This window comes from Streptomyces colonosanans (assembly GCF_001866645.1).
Lineage (GTDB): Bacteria > Actinomycetota > Actinomycetes > Streptomycetales > Streptomycetaceae > Streptomyces > Streptomyces colonosanans.
The window spans coordinates 50105-73580 of the sequence record NZ_MLYP01000022.1 but is presented as its reverse complement, the minus strand read 5'-3'; the positions used below and the strand labels follow the sequence as shown (position 1 = coordinate 73580).

At 68.9% G+C, this 23476-nt stretch carries 16 protein-coding genes and 2 pseudogenes; 11 read left to right on the top strand and 7 right to left on the bottom strand.

Features of this window, described 5'->3' with window-relative positions:
* Positions 1 to 76 precede the first annotated feature (76 nt).
* The 4 genes from BIV24_RS08560 (at position 77) to BIV24_RS34215 (ending at position 3813) form a co-directional block, all read left to right on the top strand.
* The gene (locus BIV24_RS08560) at positions 77 to 823 is read left to right on the top strand and encodes an ABC transporter ATP-binding protein (RefSeq protein WP_071365589.1); all 747 of its coding nucleotides are present in this window, start codon (positions 77 to 79) and stop codon (positions 821 to 823) included.
* Positions 824 to 825: 2 nt separating this feature from the next.
* A complete protein-coding gene (locus tag BIV24_RS08555) occupies positions 826 to 3306 on the top strand; it encodes an FtsX-like permease family protein (protein WP_245766707.1) in 2481 nt (826 codons plus the stop codon).
* A 158-nt stretch (positions 3307 to 3464) separates the two neighbouring features.
* On the top strand, positions 3465 to 3635 hold the full coding sequence (locus tag BIV24_RS34220) for a hypothetical protein (RefSeq protein ID WP_177198651.1): 171 nt from the start codon (positions 3465 to 3467) through the stop codon (positions 3633 to 3635).
* A gap of 40 nt (positions 3636 to 3675) precedes the next feature.
* Entirely contained in the window at positions 3676 to 3813 is a 138-nt protein-coding gene (locus BIV24_RS34215) for a hypothetical protein (protein WP_177198650.1), read from the top strand.
* Between the two features lie 328 nt (positions 3814 to 4141).
* On the opposite strand, the gene BIV24_RS35110 is transcribed toward BIV24_RS34215, so the two are convergent.
* The 3 genes from BIV24_RS35110 to BIV24_RS08545 all read right to left on the bottom strand — a co-directional run bounded on the left by BIV24_RS35110 (position 4142) and on the right by BIV24_RS08545 (position 10582).
* Positions 4142 to 4810, bottom strand: coding sequence for a Fic family protein (locus tag BIV24_RS35110; RefSeq protein WP_107459294.1), 669 nt, complete (start codon positions 4808 to 4810; stop codon positions 4142 to 4144).
* The gene (locus tag BIV24_RS35105; RefSeq protein WP_107459292.1) at positions 4807 to 5517 is read right to left on the bottom strand and encodes a hypothetical protein; all 711 of its coding nucleotides are present in this window, start codon (positions 5515 to 5517) and stop codon (positions 4807 to 4809) included. The genes BIV24_RS35110 and BIV24_RS35105 overlap by 4 nt, the downstream gene beginning before the upstream one ends.
* 541 nt (positions 5518 to 6058) lie before the next feature.
* The gene (locus BIV24_RS08545) at positions 6059 to 10582 is read right to left on the bottom strand and encodes a carboxypeptidase regulatory-like domain-containing protein (RefSeq protein ID WP_177198649.1); all 4524 of its coding nucleotides are present in this window, start codon (positions 10580 to 10582) and stop codon (positions 6059 to 6061) included.
* 813 nt (positions 10583 to 11395) lie between these two features.
* Here BIV24_RS08545 and BIV24_RS08540 point away from each other — a divergent pair.
* Complete coding sequence (locus tag BIV24_RS08540; RefSeq protein ID WP_071365586.1) at positions 11396 to 12901, top strand: MDR family MFS transporter; 1506 nt, start codon at positions 11396 to 11398, stop codon at positions 12899 to 12901.
* Between the two features lie 178 nt (positions 12902 to 13079).
* Here the strand turns inward: BIV24_RS08540 and BIV24_RS08535 are convergent, their stop codons facing one another.
* On the bottom strand, positions 13080 to 15023 hold the full coding sequence (locus BIV24_RS08535) for a sensor histidine kinase (RefSeq protein ID WP_071365585.1): 1944 nt from the start codon (positions 15021 to 15023) through the stop codon (positions 13080 to 13082).
* Entirely contained in the window at positions 15016 to 15780 is a 765-nt protein-coding gene (locus BIV24_RS08530) for a response regulator transcription factor (protein ID WP_071365584.1), read from the bottom strand. Before BIV24_RS08530 ends, BIV24_RS08535 begins: the two co-directional genes overlap by 8 nt.
* Before the next feature lie 123 nt (positions 15781 to 15903).
* On the opposite strand from BIV24_RS08530, the gene BIV24_RS08525 reads away from it, so the two are divergent.
* The 4 genes from BIV24_RS08525 (at position 15904) to BIV24_RS08510 (ending at position 19949) form a co-directional block, all read left to right on the top strand.
* Positions 15904 to 16566, top strand: a complete 663-nt coding sequence (locus tag BIV24_RS08525) for a hypothetical protein (RefSeq protein ID WP_079168095.1) — start codon at positions 15904 to 15906, stop codon at positions 16564 to 16566.
* Positions 16567 to 16669: 103 nt separating this feature from the next.
* On the top strand, positions 16670 to 17806 hold the full coding sequence (locus BIV24_RS08520) for an efflux RND transporter periplasmic adaptor subunit (RefSeq protein WP_079168094.1): 1137 nt from the start codon (positions 16670 to 16672) through the stop codon (positions 17804 to 17806).
* The gene (locus BIV24_RS08515; RefSeq protein WP_079168085.1) at positions 17803 to 18612 is read left to right on the top strand and encodes an ABC transporter ATP-binding protein; all 810 of its coding nucleotides are present in this window, start codon (positions 17803 to 17805) and stop codon (positions 18610 to 18612) included. The genes BIV24_RS08520 and BIV24_RS08515 overlap by 4 nt, the downstream gene beginning before the upstream one ends.
* On the top strand, positions 18609 to 19949 hold the full coding sequence (locus BIV24_RS08510; RefSeq protein ID WP_245766706.1) for an ABC transporter permease: 1341 nt from the start codon (positions 18609 to 18611) through the stop codon (positions 19947 to 19949). Before BIV24_RS08515 ends, BIV24_RS08510 begins: the two co-directional genes overlap by 4 nt.
* A gap of 258 nt (positions 19950 to 20207) precedes the next feature.
* Here BIV24_RS08510 and BIV24_RS08505 read toward each other — a convergent pair.
* Positions 20208 to 20918 (bottom strand): annotated as a pseudogene (locus tag BIV24_RS08505) (alpha/beta hydrolase); the annotation flags it as partial.
* A 209-nt stretch (positions 20919 to 21127) separates the two neighbouring features.
* On the opposite strand from BIV24_RS08505, the gene BIV24_RS08500 reads away from it, so the two are divergent.
* Complete coding sequence (locus BIV24_RS08500; RefSeq protein ID WP_071365582.1) at positions 21128 to 21865, top strand: YoaK family protein; 738 nt, start codon at positions 21128 to 21130, stop codon at positions 21863 to 21865.
* An 85-nt stretch (positions 21866 to 21950) separates the two neighbouring features.
* Here BIV24_RS08500 and BIV24_RS08495 read toward each other — a convergent pair.
* Positions 21951 to 22307 (bottom strand): annotated as a pseudogene (locus tag BIV24_RS08495) (helix-turn-helix transcriptional regulator); the annotation flags it as partial.
* 44 nt (positions 22308 to 22351) lie between these two features.
* Here BIV24_RS08495 and BIV24_RS08490 point away from each other — a divergent pair.
* Positions 22352 to 23191, top strand: coding sequence for an NmrA/HSCARG family protein (locus BIV24_RS08490; RefSeq protein ID WP_071365580.1), 840 nt, complete (start codon positions 22352 to 22354; stop codon positions 23189 to 23191).
* Positions 23192 to 23476: the final 285 nt, after the last annotated feature.

The following is a 23476-nucleotide window of genomic DNA, read 5'->3' as shown; positions in this document are numbered from 1 at the left end:
AGCCTGGATCGTCCGTCGCGCAGCACTGTGCGGACCGGCAGAGATCCCGCCATCACACTTCAATGACGAGGAATCCATGGACGATGCGGTACGGCTTGAGTCACTGGCCAAGACCTACGGATCGGGCGACAGCGTGGTGACCGCGCTTCGCGACATCCGGGTCTCCTTTCCGAAGGGGAACTTCACCGCCGTCATGGGGCCGTCCGGCTCAGGGAAGTCAACGCTGCTGCAGTGTGCCGCCGGCCTGGACCGGCCCTCGTCGGGCCGGGTATTCATCGACGGGACGGACATCGCGGAACTGAGCGAGACCCAACTCACCAAATTTCGACGGGAGTCGACCGGTTTTGCCTTTCAGGCGTTCAACCTGCTGCCCTCGCTGACCGCCGAGCAGAATGTGGCGCTGCCGGTGCGGCTGGCCGGGCGCAAGCCCGATCGGCGGACGGTGCAGCAGGTACTCGCCCAGGTGGGGCTGGAGAAGAAGGCAGGGAGCCGTCCCGGTCAGCTCTCCGGCGGCCAGCAGCAGCGTGTCGCCATCGCCCGCGCGCTGGTGACCCGCCCGGCCGTGCTTTTTGCCGACGAACCCACCGGTGCGCTCGACCTCACCACAGGACGCGAACTGCTGGATGTACTGCGGAAACTGGTCGACAGCCCGGCGGACGACGGACTGAGCACGGTGGTGATGGTCACGCACGATCCGAACGTGGCTTCGTTCGCGGACCGGGTGCTGTTCCTCGCCGACGGCAGCCTGGTCGGCGAACTGATCTCTCCCACCTCCGAAGCGGTCGCCGCGCGGATGGCCGAGCTGGCGGTGCCGAAGTGCTAGCAGTGGCTTTCCAGACCCTGCGGGGTCGCTGGGTGTCGTTCCTCGGCACCGTTGTGGCGTTGGTACTCGGGGTCGCCCAGGTCGCGGCCATGGGCTTGCTGCTGACGACCACGCTCGATCTGCCGGACCGGCCTGTGGAGCGGTTCGCCGACGCCCCGGCCGTAGTGATGCCCTCTGACTCGGCGTGGAATCCCGCTCACCACGACCTCGGCGTCCGCTCGTTGCCGCAGGCCAAAGGCGTATCGCAGGATCTGCTGCGGAAGGTCTCCGGTACCGGCGGCACCGTGGTGGACCGGGCCTTCTACGCCCAGCTCGAAGGCGGCTCCAAGGACCAGGTCGGGCATCCCTGGCCGGTGGCACGGTTCGGCGGGTACACGTTGCGGGACGGCCGCGCGCCCGCCTCCGACAGGGAGATCGTCGTCGCCTCCGGCCAGGCGCGGACCGGAGACACGGTGACCGTGCTGACCGCCGCGGGCGTCGGATCGTACACAGTGAGCGGCACCGTCACTCCGGTCGACTGGGAGGACGCGGTCTTCTTCACCGACGCCGAAGCGGCCCGCCTGGCGCCACGGATCGAGGCTCTGGTGGCACTCGGTGCGATCGACAAGGTGCGCGAGGCAGTCGGTGAGGACGCCGAGGTGCTCACCGGGCAGGACCGTCACAAGGCCGACGCCAGCGAGGACCGCGACCGCGAGGCGCTGGACAACACCATCACCTTGGTGCCGGTGATGGCCAGTGTGGCGGGCACCACAGCGGTGTTCGTGGTGGCCTCCACCTTCGCCTTCGCCGTGATTCAGCGCCGCCGCGAGGTCGCCCTGCTCCGCACCGTGGGTGCCACCCCCCGACAGGTGCGCCGGATCATACGGAACGAGGCGTTGCTGGTCAGCGGCTTCGCGTCGGTGGTGGGTACGGTACTCGGCCTGTTCGGCGCGCAGTTGCTCGCCGACATGCTCATCGGGATGGGTGTTTCCCCACCCTGGTTCCGCATCGAACCCTCGCTGCATTGGACTGTGCTGGCGCCACTCGCCGCCGCCTTCCTGGTCGGCGTCCTGGTGGCGCTCTGCGGTGTGACCGTCGCCGCACGGCGGGCCAGCAACATCCGTCCCGTCGAGGCACTGCGCGAGGCGGCGGTCGACGACTCCGGGATGACCCCGGGGCGACTCCTGCTCGGCGCCATCGGGCTGGTCTGCGGAGCCGGGCTGACTGCCTGGATCGCGCTCGGCGACCCGGCCATGGTCCTCTCGCCCAGCGCCTACGCTCTCTCGCTGCTGGTACCGGTACTGGCCGCCGCTGTGCTCGCACCGCTCGCCGTCGGACCGTTCACCCGGCTGCTGATGTGGCCGCTACGCCGCTTCTCGGGACCCATCGCCATGCTCGTACGGGAGAGCGTGCTGACCTCGCGGCGGCGCACCGCTTCCACAGCCGCGCCCATCCTGCTCACCGTCGGGCTGACATTTTCACTGCTGGCCGCCACCGACGCGCTCGGTGCGGCACGCGAGAACGGACTGCAGAACCAGGTGAGGTCGGAGTATGCGCTCGCCCCCGACGGCACTTCGGGCATCAGCCCGCAGGTTGTCGAGAAGGTCTCCCGTATCGACGGCGTGCAGGTCGCGGCCCCCATCCTCACCACCATCTACACCCACGACGAGGATCGGCTGGAGGTGAACGACGGGCTCGTCGTCGACAGCGCCGCGCTGAAGCGGATGATGGACCTGAAGGTGGTCGACGGCTCGTTGGACGCCCTGGACGACAACAGCACGGTCCTGGCCGATCTGTGGGGCATGAAGGTCGGCTCGACGCTCAAGGTCCTGATGGCCGACGGCGAAGAGGCCAACCTGCGCATCGCGGCCACCTACCGCGCGCTGCGCGGCGAGGACGTCGCCTATCTGCCCCAGCGGTTCGCCAAGACCGCCGTCTACGCCCGCGACGGACTCGCGCCGCGCGCCTACATCTCACTTGAGTCCGGCACCGACCGCACCGCCGCGACCACGGCAATCCGCCAGGCGGTCGCCGGAACCGGAGCCCGCCTCATCACCAGGGACCAGCTGGTCGCCTCGGAGAGCGCCTACGCACGCCACCTGACCGAGGTACGGCAGCGCTCCATCACCGTGATCGTCGTGATGTTCTGCTTCATCGCGATCCTCAACACCCTGCTCATGGCGACCGCCGACCGGCGGCGCGATCTGGCGGTGCTCCGGATGGCCGGAGCCACCCCGAAACAGGTCATGCGGTTCTTCATTGCTGAATCGCTCCTGGTGACCGCCATTGGCGTGGCACTGGCACTGATCGCGACCGCGCTCAACCTCACCGGTTTGTGGAGCGCACTGCACCAGCTGTTCGGCACGGCACCCATCACGGTGCCATACGCCGTTATCACCGGCATCACCGTCATGTCCACGCTGCTCGCCGTGACAGGAACCGTGCTGCCCGTCAGCGCGGCACTGCGCGCCAGGACGGTTCAGCTCGTCGGCACCCGCGAATAGCCACCACAGAACCGTGGCCGCAAGAGGCTCGCGCAGTATGCGGTCTGCTCCCTGCCGGGAGCGGACCGCATACTGGCGTCGCCTACTTGGCGCAGACAGTGCCGCGCTCGGGCCCGAGGCTGTGCGCAGCGACAGCGGCATCCCAGGTGCCCTCCCTGATGGCTCAGGCCGACCAGAACTCGGAGGACATCATGTACACGCTCGAGGCGGACACCGGCACCGCCGTGCGTAGGGAACTCGCACACAACCCGCGGCTGTCCCTTGACCTGCTCGGCCGGCTGGCAAGTTGCGTCAAGGTCGGCACGACCCTGTTACCGCGCATCCGCTGACGACGAGCGGGTGCGCCCTCTGGCCGCTGAGCATCCGAAATTGTCCACTCGGACGATCGTCAGGCTTCTGGCCGACGACGACTGGCAGGTGGTAAAGACCGGGGCCGCCAACCCGTCGCTGCCAGTGGGGGAGATGGAGAAGCAGTTGCGTGGCGCCTCGGCAAGCTGGCGGTCCTGACGTTGGCGCATTTCGTTCGGGACGCTGGGCGGTGTGGTCGCGGAGGCCGAACGCCTGGTGCATCAGGGCGAGTCGGAGAAGGTGATCGCTTACTTGCGAGACTGCCTGGACGGTACGAGGAGACCGCGCATCGAAGATCTCTGAACTGCTTCTCCGGACTGCTTCTCCGGACGCTCAGGCCGGTCACGGATCCCGGCCGAAGGCCTCGCTCGCCTCCCGGAAAGCCACAGCTTTGGTGGTGGGGCGTGGTACGTACGTGCGCTCGCCTGGGGGCCGCTTCCGAGAGGGTGATTTTCCGGAGTGCCGGGTTGACGCCAGCCTGGCTTTTTCAGCCATCCGAGGCCGGCGCCCGGCCCTCCGGTGGCAGTACGCGTCGCATGAGCACGCCGACCACCCGCGCCAGGCCGAGTGCTCCTTCCGCGTCGTCCGCCCTGCGGAGCACGCGCCGGACGGGGGCGACCTGGTCGAGGGCGATGCCCTCGCGGGCCAGCAGGTAGGTCAACGTCAGGAACGCACATCGTGCGTTGCCGTCCTCGAACGGGTGGAAGAAGCAGATGTCGAGGTAGGCGCGGGCTGCGCGGGCGTTGAGGGGGAGGTCAGAGTCGGTGGCCTGGGCCAGGCACTTGTCGAGGAGCGCTGGGAGGTTGGCGGTGACGCCGTAGCGTTCGCGGCCGGACTTGGCGTAGGCGGGTCGGGTGCGGAAGGGGACGGAGTCCGTGGCGAGGACGTGACGGTGCCACCGCTGGAGCAAGGCGAAGGCCAGAGGGCGGTCGGCGGCGGCGTCGGCGCGGGCCAGACGGAGGGCGTCCAGGAGGCGTGTCGAGCGTTCCGGCGAGCGGGCTGCGTCGAAGGTGAGGATGTCCTGGAGCGCGCCGTCCCGGGTCGGCGAGGGAGGATGCGCCGGTGTTTTGCCGAGCTGCGGTTTGACGACCGGAGCCGTGTGCCACGGGACCGCTTCGCGTATCTCGAGCCAGGTGCGCAGATGGTCGGCGGTCATGCGGTGTCGGGCTCCAGGGAGGCGGAGAGACGCTCGGCGACGTCGCGGACCACGGTCTGCTCGGGCTCCATCCAGCTTTCGAAACGGCCGCCGACGGCCTCGGCGACCAACGCCGCCGCCCGGGCGGGGGTGACGTCCCAGCGCGTCAGGAACCAGGTCAGCACCTGCTGGCAGTGCCCGTACCAGGCATCGCCGGCGTTGGTCCGGTCCACGACGTGGGTGACCAGGTGCGCGGTGGCACGTTCCCAGGCGTCCTGGCGGTCCTCGGGAGGCAGATTGCCCAGCGGATAACGGTCGAACCGCTCGGCCAGGTCCTCGAGCCACTCCCGCCACTCGCACAGAGCGGAGGCGACGCGGGCGAGCGTCTTACGCGGCTCGGTGATCGAGTGCGCCGCGCAGCACCAACTGCCGACCGGGCCGCCACCGATGTCTCCCTCGTCATGAGCCCAACGCCAGCCGAGGACCCAGCGGCCGTAGCGTTCGACAAGAGCTCGGGTCATGGCCTCCGTCCAAGGTGCCCCCACGTCCCAACTCCAGTCGCTGAGCTTTTGCAGCGATGCCGGATCGTCCTTTCCGTACCTGGGGCGGGCCGGTACGGCAGGAGCGAGAGCCGGTATCTCCATGCGGGCGGCGGCCGGGTCGAAGGGGTGGGCGCGGGGGTCGACCTCGGGCCAGGTAAGGGCAGACGGCAGGAACTCGTACGTCACCAGGGGAGCCTCACGGATGCTGGATGGACATGCAACGGCGTTTCTGAGGCGATCCTCAAGACCTTGCTGGGGGCGCATCGGCTTCGCCCAGACCAGGTGGGCCGACCTGCTGGTCCGTCAGCAAGTGGAAGTGAGCCGTGGACCTGGGTAGGTTCGGGGTTGCCTTAACGGAGCTTGGTGGACACGAACGTCTCGAATCACAACCGCCAGGTCCGGCTGTCGTTCCTTGGCTGAATCCGAGACAGCCACGACTGTACGACCGATGTCCGGCCGCACCAACTGACCGGGTGAGGGGCGACGTCGGAGCCTTGGCGGTTGAGGGGTCACGCTGTTCGGCGTATCGGGTCGTGCACAATCGACAGCAGCGCCAGTTCGACGGGCCCAATCCGCTGGCGTGATCCGTAGAAGCCCTGGAGGTTGTGTCGAAGCGGCGATGCTCTTCGATCCGCTGCCGTCCGGTGGGTGGCGCCCGCCTGCCGGGTATGGCACACGGGCCGGTCCCGAGGGACCGGCCCGTGCTGTCCTCACGCGGACAGGGTCACTAGCTCTTCTTCAGCGTGAAGTTGCCGATCGTCGTCTCTCCCTTCTTGAGCTTCACCGTGGTGGTCACCGGCTTGTAGCCGTCCTTGGACACGATCACGTTGACCGGGTTGAGGCGGGTGTCGAACCACAGGGCGTAGGTGCCGTCCTTGGCCGTCCGCAGGGTGTAGCTCGACGTCGCGGCATTGATCTGGATGGTCGCTCCGGCCAGCTGATCGGTGCCGCCCTTGCCGTCCTCGCCGAGCACGGTGCCGGTGTACTTGCCCCAGTCCTTGGGCGGCTGCACGGTCATCGTCACGTCGATCGGTGCCACAGGCGGAGTGTCCGACTTGATGCCGAGCTGGGCGGTGTACTTGCCGGGCTGCTGCACGCCCGCCGCCGTGGAGGCCTCAAACGCCACCTTCACCGTGATGCTCTCCCCGGGCTGCAGCGTCGCCGAGGTCGGGGACGCGGACAGCCACGGTACGTCGGTGGCAGTGGCGCACTGGTCGAAACCGGGCAGCAGTTCGCTGTCCGACGTCGGGGTGAAGCCGCCGGTCGAGCCACCGACCTTGACGAACCCGCACGCCGCACCCGCCCGGTAGCGGGCGAAGTTGGCGTTGGGCAGCGCCGACCAGGAGTTTGCCGCCGGGTCGTACGCCCAGCCCTGGTTGGTGACCGTGGTGGAGTTGTTGATGACACCGGTGGAGAGCACCAGCAGGCCGTTCGCGCTGTCCGCGGCCACCCCCCAGAAGTCGACCGGCAGGTCGGCCATCTGAGTCCAGGCGTTCGCGCCCGGGTTGTAGGCGTACGTGCTCTTCAGCGTCGTCGGCCCGTTGCCGCCGGCGCAGTAGAGCGCGCCGTCGATCCCGCCGCAGCCCTGCCACGCCACCGCGACCGGGTACGCGGCGACCGTGGTGAACGTGTCGGCCCCCGGGTTGTACCGGACGGTCACATTGGACTTGCTGCAGTTTCCGTCCACGCAGCCGCCGACCAGGTAGATCTGGCCGTCGACCACCCCGATGCCGGGCGCGGCCCGCGGGGCCGGGTTGGTGCCGGCCCGGGTCTCCCACGTGTTGGTACCGGGGTCGTAGGCGTAGACCTTTGCCGACGGGTTGCCCGCCGAGTCCCAGCCACCGAAGACGTAGAGCTTGCCGTCGACGAACGTCGCTGCCGGCTTCTCCAGGGCCGCCGGCATGTCGGCGATCTTCGTCCAGGTGTTCGCCGGCGGGTCGTACACGTAGCTGTTGGCGAGGTTGGCGGCGCCGTCGGTTCCGCCAACCGAGTACACCTTCCCGTCGTACGCGGCCACGGCGTTGTCCATGACCTTGACCGGGTAGTTGGCCGTGTCGATCCACGGCGGCGCGTACGGGGTCGGCTCCAGGACGTCACCGGGCTTGCTGTCGCCCCGCCAGGCGGGCGACACGCCGCCCCCCTTGACCCGGAGGTTCTGCAGGCGCGCGCCGTGCTTACCGAGGATCTCGGAGTTGCCGGCCCGCTCGGACAGCTCAAACGTGGCAGCTGCGGTGCCGTCGTTGCGGATTGTCGTCGTCGCTGTCTTGGTCTCGCCCAGCGTCAGGCTGCTCTCCACCGATGGCGGGGTGATGTTCAGCCGGCCCGACTTGAGTGCGAAGTCCTCCCGCGTGGCCCGGTCAGCCGCCACTTCTACCGTGGATGTAACCGATTTGTACTGGTTTTTCGCCCCGGTGAACGGGTGCTTTCCGGTCAGGGTCGAGAACATCCAGTAGAAGCCGTCGCCGAGTTTGGCGTCGTCCGGAGTCGGTCCGGTCACCGCCTTCTCCGCCGGCTTGTCCTCGCTGATCACTGTCGCATCGTTGAGCCCGGCGTTGGTGTTGCCGTCCAGCACCCGGCCGACCAGCAGGCCACCCGGGATCGGGTCGCAGGACCGGTTGACGATCGACATGTTGTCCAGCTCCCACCACCATGCGTAGGTGGCCTGGTAGTGGAACCGGATCCGCACGTCGGACTTCCCGGCCGCCTGCGGCACCGGGATCTCCTCCAGCACCGGACCACGCCGGCTGGTGCTGGTCCAGTGCGACACGTTCTTCCAGGTCGTGCCGTTGTCAACGCTCACGTCGACGTCGGCGAACCCGCTGAGTGCCCGGTAGTCGCTGTTGAACCGCAGCACCGGTGCCGGTACAGCGGACAGGTCCATCGCCGGGGTGATCAGCGTGGTGTCCATCGGCTTGCCGGAACCGGCGGCGTCGCTGTCCGCGATGGCGTACTTGCCGCTGCCTCCGGTGAGGTTGCCCCGGTTCTTCGGGTCGGTGAAGTTCCAGCCGCCGTTGGGGGTGGTGTTCTCCACGCTCCAGCCGGACGGCGTGTCCCCGGACTCGAACTGCTCGGAGACGACCGGTTCGCCGTAGCGGGTCTTGTACCCGGTGGCTTTGCAGGAGGTCTCGACCGCCAGGTCGAAGTTCCGCACCAGGTCGCTGTCGCTGACGGTGACTTGTGCCGTTCCTTGCTGGTACGACGGGTACACCGGCTTGACCGTCAGGCCGTACTCGGCACCCTGCGGGAGGTCGACGTTGTACGCGCCGGTCGCCGGGTCGGTGAAGACCGGGCCGCCCGGCTTGCCGGCCACGTCGATGCGTGCGTAGAGCGGCCAGCCATGCCCGGAGTCGTCCTTCACCACGCCGCTGACCTTGCGCAGCGGAACCGGGTCGAGTGCGAAGCTCGCCGTCACGGCGCCACCGTCGGGCACGGTCACCGTCTCGGACTTCGACGCGTAGCCGAATGCCGAAGCGGTCACCTCGTGCTGACCAGTCGGCAGGGTCAGCTTGTACTCGCCCTGGTCGTTGGTGACGGTTCCGCTGCCGCCGACGCGTACCGTCGCACCGGGGATTGCTCCGCCACCGGACTTGGTGACCTTGCCGGTCACCTCACCGCGCGGGCCGTTGACGCAGTTGGGGAACTTCATCGAACCGATGCGGGTCTGCCAGTTGGCGGAGCTGGTCTGGGACAGGTACTCGGAGGTGTACCAGAACGTGCAGCCGTCCGTCGGGTCCACCGACATCGAGCTGTAGTCACCCCAGCGGGCCGCCGAGTGGGTCTGTGCGCCGGTCCCGGCGATCAGGGTCCGCTCGCTCTGCCCCAGTTCGCCCAGCGGGTCACCGGAGAGTCGCCCGGCCACGCGGATCGACGGGAAGGACGTGCTGCCCGATGACGAGTAGCCGATGGCCATGTTGCCGGTGACGTCCATGGCCGCGCTGGCCATCCACCGGTTCTCGCCGTCCGGCGCATAGGTGCCCTGCTGATGGATAGCCCAATCGGTGGGCGAGTTGCTGCGCAGTTCGTACCACCGTACGCCGGCGTGGTCGCCGCCGACATCCACGGTGTGGTTGAGCACCATGGAGGCGTGGTCGCCGAAGTTGCGGTAGGCCGCCCGGTACATCAACCGGTCGGCGATCGCGTCCAGTCGCGCCGAGGTGCCCTGCTGCGGGATGCAGGACCGGGCGCCGTTGCACATGTTCGAGTCGAACGGTGCGGTCTCCAGGGACCGGTTCGGCGCCAGGTTGTTGCCGAAGGTGGAGTTCGCCGGGTTGGTCCAGTCGACGTGGAAGTCCCACATCAGCAGCCGGTCGGTGGGCGAGGTGCCCCAGGCGTCGTCGTCGAACATGGAGAACGGGTTGGGTGCCCCGGCCGGCGGCGCCTGACCCTCTGCGTCGGCGGGCAGCAGGCCGCCGAAGTCCGGACCGAGGTGGAAGTACACCATCCGGGCCGGCTGGCCGGCGAGCATCTTCTCCCGCTCGAAGGCCACCGCTCCGGCGCCGACGAAGGACGGCGCGAACTCGTTGGTGGTCATGTAGTAGGCGTCCGGCCAGATCCCGTACTTCGGGTAGTCGTTCATTCGGGTCTGGTGGTAGAGGAAGTCGTACCGGTAGAAGGCCCCGGTCGGGTCCCCGGTCTGTGAGATCGCCATGCACTGGTGGTTGCCGGCGGATCCGCCCGGCAGGGCGAACTGGGTGATCATCCAACGATCGGCGGTCTCGTCGTAGAGGACCACCGGGTCGCCGTCGTTCCTGGTCTCGCACGGTCCGCCGAAGCCGGCGAAGACCGCATTACCCGGCAGTGGCCCGAGCAGCTTGTTGCCGCTCTTGTCGAACACGGCGTAGTGGCTGTTGACCATCTGGACGTAGTGGTTGGGGCCGACATCGCCGTTGGTGTCCGGCGGAAGCACGCCGTCGACGTTGCCGACGCCCTCGAAGTTGGCCTTGAACTCGGGTACCTGGCTGGCGGTGAATTCACGCTGAACCCGACTGCTGCTCTCCTTCGCGGACGGGTTGACGGCGGTGCGTTCCAGCGAACGGGCCGGCTGCACGGAGGGCTTGGCGCTGCTGCGCTTGGTACCGCCGGGCTTCGCGGCGATGTCACGCAGCTTCGGGGAGAGGTCGTGTTGCAGCGCGTCGCGTACCTTCGCCTTCGCGGCCGGCTGGGCTGCGGGTGCGGCGGGCGCCGTGTCGGCGGGCTTCGCCGTGGCTGGTAGGCCACCGACGAGCAGGGCCAACATGGCCAGGACTGCCACCAACCCCGCTCGTAGGGTTCTTCGTCGTGCACGTTGCATGGGACATTGCCTCCTTGTCGAAGCAAACTGAGGATGTCTCAGACCACGTGGGGGGTTTGGGCTACCGGGGTTCGTATTCGTCGTCCGGGCCGGTCCCGGTGACGTGTCCACGAAAGTAAAGAGAATGTAAGGCATGTTGAGTAGAGTGATTTCCGGACATACATGGAGCCAGAGCTGTAGCGGATGACGGGATCGCGCGAGGTGGTGAAGCGGAGGGCGGTGCGGGCTTGCCGCCAGGATCGGTCGGGGCTTTCGGTGCGATCTGTCGGCTTCGTGGCAGTGGGCATGGCAGTGACGGTTGATCAGGAGAGGCGTGTTCCTGGTGGTGGGCCGATGCCCGGCCGCACCAAGTGAACCGGGGAGCGGCTCTGGGCGGGCAACGTTCAGCACTTGGAGTACGTCGTCCGATGCCTGCCCAGCAGTTGACCCGCCGGGGGCACCCGGGACAGGTCGAAGAGCGGTGCCAGTGCCCTGTCGCTCGCCAGGACCCGCCATGCCGGAACCCGCACTGCGACCCACCGGGCACGCCTTCGATCGGTACCCCGTGTTCTCACTGGCCCGGTGAACAGCAGGTCCACCTGATGCAACCGCCCTCTCAGGGCACGATGTGCGCCACGCATATTCGGGAGCGATCCACTCGGCGATGAGGCACACTCAGGCGGCCGATGAGTTCTGGTGTGCCTGCCGGTCTGTATCGGTGCAACGTCCGACCATCCAGTCCGGTTCCCCTCGGCTACGGGCGACTGCGACCAGGAACCCCAGTGAGGTGCTGTCATGTCAGCTGCGATAACGGAACGACCAACCGCCGCAGAGGCAGGCGGCGGCACACCTATTGTGGTGCGGCTGCTGGTGCTGGCCACGTTCGTAGTGATCCTCAACGAGACCATCATGATCAACGCGATTCCGCGGCTGATGGAGTCCTTGCACATCACCGAGCAGTCAGCGCAGTGGGTGTCCACCGCGTTCATGCTCACCATGGCCGCGGTGATTCCGGTCACCGGATGGTTCCTGCAGCGGGTCACCACCCGCCGGGCCTATGCGCTCGCGATGGGCACCTTCCTCGTGGGTACCGTCGTGTCGGCCGTTGCCCCGGCCTTCGCGGTGCTGCTGGTGGGCCGTATCGTGCAGGCCGCGGGTACGGCCGTGATGATGCCGCTGCTGATGACCACATTGATGACCGTGGTGCCCGCGCAGAACCGCGGCAAGGTGATGGGCAACGTCACCCTGGCGATGTCGGTGGCGCCTGCGCTCGGGCCCGCCATATCCGGGGTCATCCTGCAGGCCGGCTCCTGGCGACTGCTGTTCGTGGTCGTGCTGCCGATCGCGGCCGGGGTGACCCTCTTCGGGCTGCGCAAGCTGGAGAACATCGGTGAGCAGCAGGCGAGTTCCATCGACTGGTTCAGCGTCTGCATCGCGGCGCTCGGCTTCGGCGGCCTGGTGTACGGCCTGAGCCTGGTCGGTGAGAGCGACCGCAGGACGCTCGGCATCGGCATCGCCGCCGCCGGCATCGTGGCCATCGCGGTCTTCGCGCTCCGTCAGTTCCGGCTGCAGCGCGACGGTACACCGCTGATGGACCTGCGCACCCTCCGGTACGGCACCTTCACCCTGTCCCTGGCCCTGATGGCCATCGGCTTCCTGACGATGCTCGGCTCGATGATGCTGCTGCCGCTGTATCTGCAGAACGTGCGCGACCTCAGCCCGCTCGAAACCGGTCTGCTGGTCATGCCGGGTGGTCTGGCCATGGGCCTGCTGGGACCGGCTGTCGGAAAGGCATTCGACCGGTTCGGCAGCCGGACGCTGGTGCTGCCCGGCTCGATCGGTATCGCGCTCGCCCTCGCGGGATACACGCAGATCGCGGTGACGACGCCGTACTGGCAGATTCTGGGTCTGCACGTGCTGCTGATGGTGAGCCTGGCGGCGACGTTCACCCCCGTCTTCGCCCTGGGCATGGGCGCGCTGCCCCCGCACCTGTACTCCCATGGCAGCTCGATTCTGGGAACGCTGCAGCAGGTCGCCGCGGCGTTCGGTACCGCGCTGATAGTGACCGTGATGGCGTCGCGCACCACCAGTCAGATCGCCGATGGTGTCGCCGTCGTGCCCGCCCAGGTGAGTGGGATGAAACTCGGCTTCGGCGTCGCGGCCGCCCTCGCCGTTGTGACGATCGTGATCGCGGCGAAGCTGCCGCAGCGGGTCGCGGGCACCGACACCCCCGCTGATGCCGACGGCCCGCCCGCGGACGGGAATCCCGACCTCGGCGAGCGGGTCACCGACAAGGCGTAGAGGTCCTGACCCACCCACCGACCGCGCTCCCGTCCGGCGAACACGTCCGGGGCGGGAGCGCGGTCGTTCAGTGCCGGCCAGTGACTGGGAGCCGGCCATTCGAGCTTGTCGACTGGCGGACGCGGGCTCTGCGACGCGAGTGACGCCCTGATGGTCACGCCGTGCGAAGGAATGCCAATCATGTCGTACTGGCTTGGTCCATCGGTGAGTTCGGTCCGACGGCGGGCCGGCGCTGCGGCAGGCGGAGGGTGAAGGTCGAACCGGCGCCCGGTGTGCTCGTTGCGGTGACGGTCCCATGGTGCGCTTCGGCCAGGCGGCGGACGATGGCCAGTCCGAGGCCGCTGCCGCCGCTCTGCCGGTTGCGGGATTTGTCCGCGCGCCAGAACCGGTCGAAGACATGCGGCAGGTCGTCGGCCGGGATTCCGGTGCCGGTGTCCGCCACGTCGATCACGGCTGTGGCGACCTCGTCGGGATCGGCCCCGCCGAGGTCGGCCTCGACGCGGGCGCTCAGCGTGACGGAGCCTCCGGCGGGCGTGTGGCGGATCGCGTTCGATACGAGATTGCTCACCATCTGCCGTATCCGTACCGGGTCGGCCATGACCTGGACGGGTCCGGTTGTCACGGTGCGGACGGTGACACCGGCTGCGGCGGCCGTGGCCTGGTTGGACGTGGCGGTGGCCGACAGGAGTTCGGTGACCTGGACGGACTCGGGCGACAGACGGAGCTCGCCGGCCTCTGCCGCCGAGAGGTCCCGCAGGTCGTCGATGATGTGCTGGAGCTGGCGGGCCTGCCCCAGCAGGGAGGTCACCAACTCGGCGTCGGGACGCGCGAGGCCGTCCTCCACCGCCTCCAGCCAGCCCCGGATGTTGCTCACCGGCGTACGCAGCTCATGAGCAATGTCGTTGGTCATGTCCCGCCGTACGGATTCCAGCCGTTCGCGGCGCAGCGACATCGCGTTGAAGGCGGCCGAGAGCCTCGCGATCTCGTCGTCTCCCCGTACCGGCACGCGCGTGGACAGCTCGCCGGCCTTCATGCGCATGGCCGCTGCGGTCAGTGTCCTGAGTGGCTTCACCAGGCGGATGCCCGCCAGCGTGGTCACGGCAACCGTCAGCACCAGCACGGCCGCGGCCCAGCCGGCGATACGGAGCCGGTTGGCGGGAGAGAGGTCGAAGAAGGTTGTCGCCGTGCGTCCGGGGCCGCTGACGTACATGAGTGCGGCGGGGGCCACGTACGGCGCCAGCTGCTGACTGCGGCTCGTCGTCAGGCACGGGGTGACGGTCGAGGCAGGGGGCGCGTTGTGGGTCCGCGCCTCCCAGCTGCCGTCGAGGGCCAGTGTCACCGCGTCCGCCTGCCGGCGGGCCAGACATGCGTTGACGAGCGTGGTGAGCGATTTCAGGGCTTCGGCTTCCGACGGTGTCGGATCGGTGAGCGCCGTCGTGGGGCAGCGCTGGTCGCCGAAGATCGGCGCACCACCAGGACTCGGCACCACCACTCTCGGACGTCCGCTGGGCATTGTGCGCATATGTGCCTGGACGCCGCCGTGGTCGCGCAGACACGTGGCCACCCGGGTCGCGATGACTTTCAGGTACTCGCTGTCTTCCCCGGACAGCTTGAAGGGGCCCACGGCCCGCGAGTCGATCAGCTCGGTCCCGGAGCCGTCGTCCGTGTCCGCGTCCTTGTTCTTGCTCAGTTCCGGGTCGACGGCCAGCGGGTCGACGACCGCGGTCGCCTTCTGCGGCCGCTGGAACGGGTGGTCCCGGTCGACGGCCGAGTCTGCGAGGGGGCGGCCGTCCTTGCCGAGTAGGACGATGCGGTGGCCGGTCGACCGCGCGAGCCGGTCCACGGTGGGCCGGACACCGCTCCAGGTCGGATGAGTCGCGGCGTAACCAAGGAGGGTGTCGTAGACCCGGGCGTCGTCGGCCAGTGCCTGGCCTCGCTCACGGCTGAGCGCGACGGCGGTGCTCTGCACCACCACCCATGCGGTGACGGTGATCGAGCAGACCGAGACGAGGGCCGAGACCGCCAGCAGACGCAGCAGCAGACTGTGCCGCGGAGGCGAGGTTGAGGCGGCTGGAATGGTTGGGGAGGTGGAGGTGGCGGCCGTGGTCCGGGCTCTACGCATGAGGGCGAACCTGCTGGTCGTCCACGAGCTTGTACCCCACCCCGTACACGGTGACCAGGGGCGAAAGGTGCCGTGCCATAGCGGGCTGTGCGTCCGCTTGGGCGTCCTTGAACTTGCGGCGCAGGTTCATGACGTGGACGTCGACCGTCCTGGGGGTGATGAACGGGTCGGAGCCGTGCAGACGCTCGAGGATCTGAGCTCTGGACAGGACCTGCCCCGGGTGCTCGGCGAGCAGGTCGAGGAGGCGGAATTCGCCCGGCGTACAGCGGATCGTGCGTCCGTACGCCCACACTTCGTGCCGGGCGCGGTCGACCGTCACCGGGCCGGCCTCCAGTACGGAGGAAGAGGGATCCGTTCCCCGGCCGGAAACGGTGTCCGCGCCCCGGTCGCTCCGCCGTAGCAGGGCCCGTATGCGCGCCATGAGTTCGCGCGGACTGAACGGCTTGGTCATGTAGTCGTCCGCGCCAAGATCCAGACCGAGCAGGAGATCGTCCTCGGACGATCTGGCCGTCAGCATGAGCACAGGAAGGTCCGCAAGACGGGGTTCCGCACGCACGATGCGGCACACGTCGAGCCCGTCGACCCGCGGCATCATCACATCGAGGACCAGCAGGTCGGGGCGTCTGCTGCGCAGCAGGTCGAGAGCGGAGCGGCCGTCGTGCACGAGGGTCACCGCGTGCCCCTCGTGCTCCAGGTACCGACGGACCAGTTCGGCCTGGTCGGCATCGTCCTCGGCTATCAACACTTCTGCGCACATGGCGTCAGTCTAGGAACAGGAACAGCGGTGTTCTGTTCGTCCAGAAGCCCTTCCCCGGCAGGAATACCGGACCACTATTAGTTCCTGACGTTTGCCTGACATTCGTTGCGCACGCTGTCCGGCATGCAGCACAAGCACACAGCCACGCACTCGTCCACGTACTCATCCCGAATCCTTGCCGTCGTCGGCCTGGGTGTCGCCGCCGGAATGACGCTGACCGCATGCGGCGGCGGTGACGGCGCCGGGAGCAGCTCGGGCAAGGGTGTGGACACCTTGCAGTCCGGCGCGCCGGCGGGCAAGAGCACGGCGTCGAAGGGCGGCGCGCACGACTCGGCCGTGGACGCCAAACGGCCCCAACTGAGGCTGGACACTTCCCTGGAGGAGGAGCAGCGGCTCTCGGACGCCTACAACGCGTGCCTCCAGGCGCACGGTGTGCCGATGAACACCGAGCGGGCGGCCGCGGCCGGCGCCAAGCAGGCAGCCCCCAAGGTGAGCGAGAAGGACAACTCCAAGTACCAGGCCGCTTACGACGCCTGCCTGGTCAAGCTGCCGCTCCGACCTCCCGAGACCAGTCCCGAGACCAACGCGCACTACGCGGACGACTACCGCGCGTACGTCAAGTGCCTTCAGCACAGAGGCATGAAGATCCACCTGATCTCCGACACAAGTGTGTACCCGGACGGCCTGGGCTGGACCTACGACGACGACACCACGGGCAGCCTCCCCGAGTCCAAGGAAACCGAGGCCGACCGGGCCTGTTTGCTGGAGGCGTTCAGTGACAAGTAGCGGCTCGGCGGCCGGCAGTGGCGCGCCCGGCAGCGACAGTTCGCCGACGAGTGGGGAATCGTCCCGGAAGCGGCCGCGGCGGGCTCTGCGCAGGGTGAGTGTGGTGGCGGCCGTGCTCGCGGTCGCCACGGGTGGCATCTACGGGGCGACGGCGCTCTCGGACCACGGCAAGCGGCAGCAACCCGGCCCCGCCGCCGCTCCCTCCGCCCAGACCACCAAGGTGAAGCGAGCTGACCTGGCCGACTCCCGGACCCTGTCCGGCGTGCTCGGCTTCGGCGGCCACGTCACGGTCAAGGGCACCGGGAAGGGCGTCATCAGCAGACTTCCCGCCTCCGGCTCCGTCGTCTCCCGGGGAAAGCCCCTGTACTGGATCGACGACGAGCCGGTCACGTCGTTCTTCGGCGACACCCCGTTCTTCCGCCCGCTGGACAAGGCGGGGACGAACGGACGGGACGTGACCGTCCTGGTCGAGAACCTGCAGGCCCTCGGTTACGACATCGGTCCCCGGCCCCGGCAGGTCCCGGAGACTCCAGCGGGTGGCGGAACGGACAGCGGTATGGGCAGTGAGGCGAACAACGGAACAACAAGCGCTGGTGCGGGTGGCGTCGGCACCGAACTGACCACCGGAGTACTCGAAGCGCTCAAGCGCTGGCAGCACGACACCGGCCGGAAGACGACCGGAACGCTGGATCCGGACCGGACCGTGGTTCTGTCCGGGCCCTTGCGCGTCGACGCCGTCACGGCGCAGCTCGGTGACCCTGCCACCGAGGACGTCCTCACCCTCACCTCGCAGGAGAAGACGGTCACGGTGAAGGTCGACGCGAGCAGCGCCGACTCCATCCACAAGGGCGACAAGGTCACCATCACCCTCCCCGACACCAAGGACGTCCCCGGCAACGTCATGTCGGTCAGCACCACGGTGCAGGGCAGCAACGACAGCGACGCGGGCGACGGCGTCGACACGACCCCCACGCTCCAGGTGAAGGTGCGGCCGACGCACAGCGCCGACATCGCCAAGATCGACGCGGCGTCCGTACAGGTCGTCTTCACGGCCGCGACCAGGAAGGACGTGCTCGTGGTCCCGGTGGGCGCTCTCCTGGCGCTGAGCGAGGGCGGTTACGCGTTGCAGCGCCCCGGCGGGAAGCTGGTCGGGGTCGAGACGGGTCTGTTCGCCAAGGGGCTCGTGGAGGTCAGCGGTGCCGGCGTCGAGGAGGGCGACGTGGTGGTGACGGCGTCATGACGAGCCCGCGGCCCGGCCCAGCAAAACCACTGCCCAACCCACCGGGGACGCCGACCAGTCTGCGGGCACGGTGGGACACCCCGCCGAACCTGCCCGTCGACCCCGGCGCCCCCGTCCTCGCCGTCCAGAACGTCCGCAAGGTCTACCCAGGAGGCGTCACCGCCCTCGACAACGCTTCCCTGACCATCCGGGCGGGCGAGTTGCTGGCGATCGTCGGCCGCTCGGGCTCCGGCAAGTCCACCTTGCTGAACATCATGGGCACCCTCGACAGGCCGACCAGCGGCACCGTCCGGATCGGCGGCCGGGATGCCGCACGGCTGTCCGACCGGGAACTGTCCGCGCTGCGCGGACGCTGGCTGGGGTTCGTCTTCCAGCACTTCCACCTCACGGACGGCCTCACGGCCGAGGAGAACGTCGGCACGGGACTGCTCTACGCGGGCGTGCCGCGCCGCCGGCGCCGGCCGATGGCCGTGACCGCCCTCGACCGTGTCGGTCTTGCCCACCGCACCCGCCATCTGCCGCACCAGCTCTCGGGCGGCGAACGCCAGCGGGTGGCCATCGCCAGGGCCTTGGTCAACGAGCCCGCGCTGGTCCTCGCCGACGAGCCGACCGGTGCCCTCGACACCGCGAACGGACAGTCCGTGCTTCACCTCCTCACCCAGCTGAACAGCGAGGGCACCACCATCGCCGTCATCACGCACGATCGGGACATCGCGGCACGCCTGCCCCGCCGGATCGAGATGCGGGACGGGCACGTCGTCGCCGACGTGCACGACGAGGCGCGGGCCGCCGGGGGCGGCGCGTGACCCGCGGTACGACTTCTCCCGGAGGCGACCGCCCCGCGGACGCGGACGCCAGGCGCCATGACCAGCCCCGCCCCGCAGACGCGAGGCACCGACATCCGGCCCCGGCTCGCGCCACAGGCGCGGACGCCAGGCACCGCGACCCGACCCGCCCCGTGCGGCTGGCGCCGTCGGACGTGCTGCGGCTCGGACTGCTCGGCATCCGTATTCGCCGGATGAGGGCGGCTCTGTCCGCACTCGGCATTTCGATCGGCATCCTCACGCTCGTCCTGGTCACGGGAATTCCGGCGTCGAGCCGGGCTGCCCTCGACGAGCAACTGACGGCGCTGGGCACGAATCTGCTCAGAGCACAGCCGCAGCCCAACCAGAAACCCGCGGTGCTGCTGCCGCCGGAGGCTGCGGGAATGGCCGCCAGAATCGGCCCGGTGAGCCGCACGAGTGCCGTCGCCAACACGCACGCGATCGTCCGGCGCTCCGACCGGACCGACCCCAACGATGGGCTCGGGCTCACCGTCCTCGCCAGTCAGGACGACCTGCTGCCCACAGTGAACGGCGAAGTAGCCTCGGGCCGTTTCCTGACCCCCTCCACCGACCGGCTGCCCACCGTCGTACTCGGCTACCAGGCCGCCGCCCGGCTCGGCATTCCCCGCATCGTCCCGGGACAGCAGGCCCCGCAGGTCATCATCAATCAGACGTGGTTCACGGTCATCGGCGTCCTCGACCCGATGCCGCTCGCCGAGGACCTCGACCGCTCCGTCCTGGTGGGCTGGCAGGCGGCAGAACGGGAACTCGCCTTCGACGGACACCCCACGGTCGTCTACGTACGGGCCGACGAGGACGCCATGGAAGCCGTGGCCGACGTCCTGCCTGCCACCCTCAACCCGCAGCTGCCCGGACTGGTGCAGGTCAGCCGACCGTCCGACGCCCTGGCCGCAAAACGTGCGGCGAACAGCACGTTCTCGGCTCTCTTCCTGGGACTGGCGGGAGTGGCCCTGCTGGTCGGCGGCATCGGGGTCGCCAACACCATGTACATCTCCGTCCTGGAGCGGCGCAGCGAGATCGGTCTCCGGCGGGCGCTGGGAGCCAACCGCAGACAGATCAGGGGCCAGTTCATGACGGAGTCCGTGGTGCTCTCCCTGCTCGGCGGTGTGGCGGGAACGGCGATCGGCGCACTTGCCACGGTCGCCTACGTGACGTATCAGGGCTGGCCACCGGTGATCCCTTTGACCGCTCTGGCCGTGGGCACGGGCGGAGCGACGGCCATCGGCGTCCTGGCGGGCGTGTACCCATCCGTGCGTGCCGCCCGCCTGGCCCCGACGGAGGCCCTGAGCGCGGCGTGATCCGCGAGCTTCAGCCGACGCGGACGCCGAAGTCGGTATCGGCGATCACCCGAGCCGACCCTGCGCCCACAGCGCCGATCACGCTGCTCGCGGGCGCGTAACGCACAGGCGGACCGGACTTGGTGAGGATTGGAGGTGAAGCTCGGCCCTTGGCTCCGCGATGAGCGGGGACCTTACGACGGCACGCCGACCACGTCAGGCGACCTGGCCGGGTTCGACGTCGCGGTCATCGCGGTGCCAACCCCGCTGTGCGACGGCACGCACGGCGGTGACCAATACGCCGGCCTCCCGTAGCTTGTTGGCGTAGGCCTCGCCTTTGTCGCGCAGCACGTCGGCCTCGGCCGTGATCACCAAGGTTGGAGGCAGGCCGCGCAGCTGCTCGGTCGTGGCACGCATCGGGGACGCGGTGATCTGGGCGCGCTCGTTCTTGTCGGTCGTGTACTGGTCCCAGAACCACTGCATACCGTCCCGGCGCAGGAAGTAGCCGGTGGCGAACTGGTGGTAGGAGCCGGTGTCGAAGCTGGCGTCGGTGACCGGGTAGAACAGCACCTGCTGGAGCAGCGGGATGCCACCGCGTTGCTTGGCCATCAGGGTCAGGGCGGCTGTCATGTGGCCGCCGACGGAGTCCCCGGCCACGGCCAGCCGGGAGCCGTCGAGGCCTTTGGAGGCTCTCTGCTCCACGATTCACTTCGCGACGGCGAAGTTCTGCTCGACGGCGACCGGGTAGCGGGCCTCGGGTGACAGGTCGTACTCGGGGAACACGACGGCGGCGTTCGCGCCGATGGCGAGTTCACGCACCAGGCGGTCGTGAGTGTGGGCGTTGCCGAAGACCCAGCCCGCCCCGTGGATGTAGAGGATCACCGGGAGAGTGCCCGCCGCGCCAGCGGGCTTGACGATGCGCGCCCGGACGCTGCCCGTCGGACCGCCCGGGACAGTGATCCACTCCTCGTCGGCCTCCGGCTTCTCGACTACGGAGAACCAAGTGCGCTGTGAGGCACGTTGCAGTGCGCGGACAGGACACACAAGGGCATCCACCCTGACTAGTCTGACGACTCAGCGGCTGCGGTTCGCCCGTCAATCGACTGCGGGCCTCGCCGCTATCGTGATCGGCCCCGCCAGCGGGCTACTCACCCGCGTGGTGTTGCACCGTCGGCCCACCGCAGCGGAAAGGAAGCCGTATGCGCAGGCTGCTGACTGACGCGGTCCGCACGCTCGCACCGCCCTCGGGGGATCCTCACGGCCCGCTGCCTCCGCTGATGCTGACGCTGACCGTGGTCACCGGTCTGGTCGACGCGGTGAGCTATCTGGGGCTCGGACACGTCTTCGTCGCCAACATGACGGGCAACGTGGTGTTTCTGGGATTCGCGCTGGCAGGCGCCCCCAACCTCTCCGCACTCGCCTCCGTCGTCGCGATGACCGCGTTCCTCCTCGGTGCGCTCGCCGGCGGCAGGCTTGGAACCCGGTTTTCCACCCACCGCGGGCGCCTGTTGAAGACGGCCACCGCGGCACAGACGGTCCTGGTCGCCGTCACCGTCGCCGTCACCGCCGCCACCGACGGCCGGGTCACCACCGGTGTCCAGTACACGCTGATCGTGTTGCTCGGGCTGGGCATGGGTTTGCAGAACGCGGTCGCCCGGCGCCTCGGGGTTCCGGACCTCACCACGACCGTACTGACCCTGACCTTGACGGGACTGGCCGCCGACTCCACCCCGGCCGGCGGTGCGGCGCCGCGCCCCGGCCGCCGGATCCTGTCCGTGCTGGCCATGTTCCTCGGAGCCGTTATCGGAGCCGAGCTCCTTCTGCACGGGCACCTCGTGGCCACCCTGGGCCTGGCCCTGCTGCTCCTGGCGACCACCTCCGTGGCCACGCACCGCCTGTCCGCCACCCATGCCGCCTGGGCCCGCCTGCCGTCCTGATGCCCCCGGTGCCCGTCCACAGGCGCACCTGTCGCCTCGAGGCCCGAGGTCTCCCCCCGTCCCCAGGAGCTTCGGCGTATCCGGCTCAGCCCCGGATCGGCTGACAGCCATGGCCGACGGTTTCCCGCCATTCCTGCGGAGACATCCCGTAGGCGGCCCGGAAGACTCGGCTGAAGTGAGCGGCGCTCTGGAAGCCCCAGCGGTTGGCCACAGCCCCTATGGTCACGTTCTCCCAACGGCGGAACGTGAGGGCGCGTCGGCACCCCTCCAGCCGTCGGTGCTGGATCCACCGACCGACCGTTGTGCCTCCTTCCTTGAAGAGCCTGTGCAGGTATCGCACGGAGATGTGGTGGGCCCTGGCGATCGTCTTGGGAGACAGGTCCGCGTCGGTCAGATGCAGGTCGATGAAGTCCAGGATCACCGACACCAAGGGCGCTTGGGCGCCTGGCTCTCTTTGCCCTTGTTGCATCTGTTCGGCCAGGTGCTCTGTCGCCACTTGCGGCGACCGGGGGACAGGGCAGGGCCGTGGCCGACGCGCTGCTGGGTCGCCGGGCCCGGGTCCGCGGCGCTGGTGCGCGACCCGCGAGGAAAGTGGCTCGGGAACTGGCCGACCAGGGTGCCGAAGTGGTGGCGGGGTCATTGAGCGATCGTGGGTCGCTCGCCGCTGCGATGAGCGGGGTGGCGGGGGTCTTCGCGTTCACCACTCCCTTCGAGGCCGGTGTGGAGGCGGAAGTGGGCCAGGGACAGGCAATCCTGGCTGCCGCCGAAAAGATGGGCGTGCCGCATCTCGTGTTCAGCTCGGTCGCTGGAGCCGACCAGCAGAGCGGGGTACCGCATTTCGACAGCAAGGCATGCATCGAAGCCGAGCTGGCCGCTGGTGACGTACCCCATACGATTCTGGGGCCGACGTATTTCTTCGACAACGCTCTCGGCGGAGCAGAGCGCATCTTCAGCGGCATTCTCGACCTGCCGCTGCCGCCCGATCGGCCGTTGCAACAGCTTGCCCGCCCCGACCTTGGTGAGTTCGCGGCGGAAGTGCTGCTCAGCCCTGCACCCTACGTCGGGCTGCGTATCGAACTGGCCAGCGATGCGCCCACTCCCCGTCAGATGGCGGCCGCCCTCGGCGCGGTGCTGGGACGGGAAGTCCGCCATCAGCAAGTACCTCTGACCGCGGTCACCAACCCGGACATGCATGCGATGTGGACGTTTCTGAACGGGCCCGGCTACCGCGTCGACCTCCCCGCGCTGCACGCTGCTCACCCGGAGGTCCGGTGGAGCAGCTACGCCGACTGGGCGCACCACACGTTCCCGACAGCGGCCCGCTGAAACGTCAGCCGTCCAGCAGCCGGGCCACCGGGCCACCGGGCCTCCTGGGCCTCCTGAAAGAGCGCGGACTGCGGGGCGAACTCGTCGAACCCATGGAGCCCGCGCACCGATCAGACGCTCACGCTCGACGGCGGCCCGATGTCCGGTTGGCCCCTGTTCCCCGCCTCCTGAACCCGGCGGAGCCCGCGTTCGGCATGCCGCGCCAGCGGCCTCATGACTGGGGCGCACCTTGGCCAGGCCGGCAAAGAGCACCACGGACACCCCGGGGGTCGGCCGGTCGCGTAG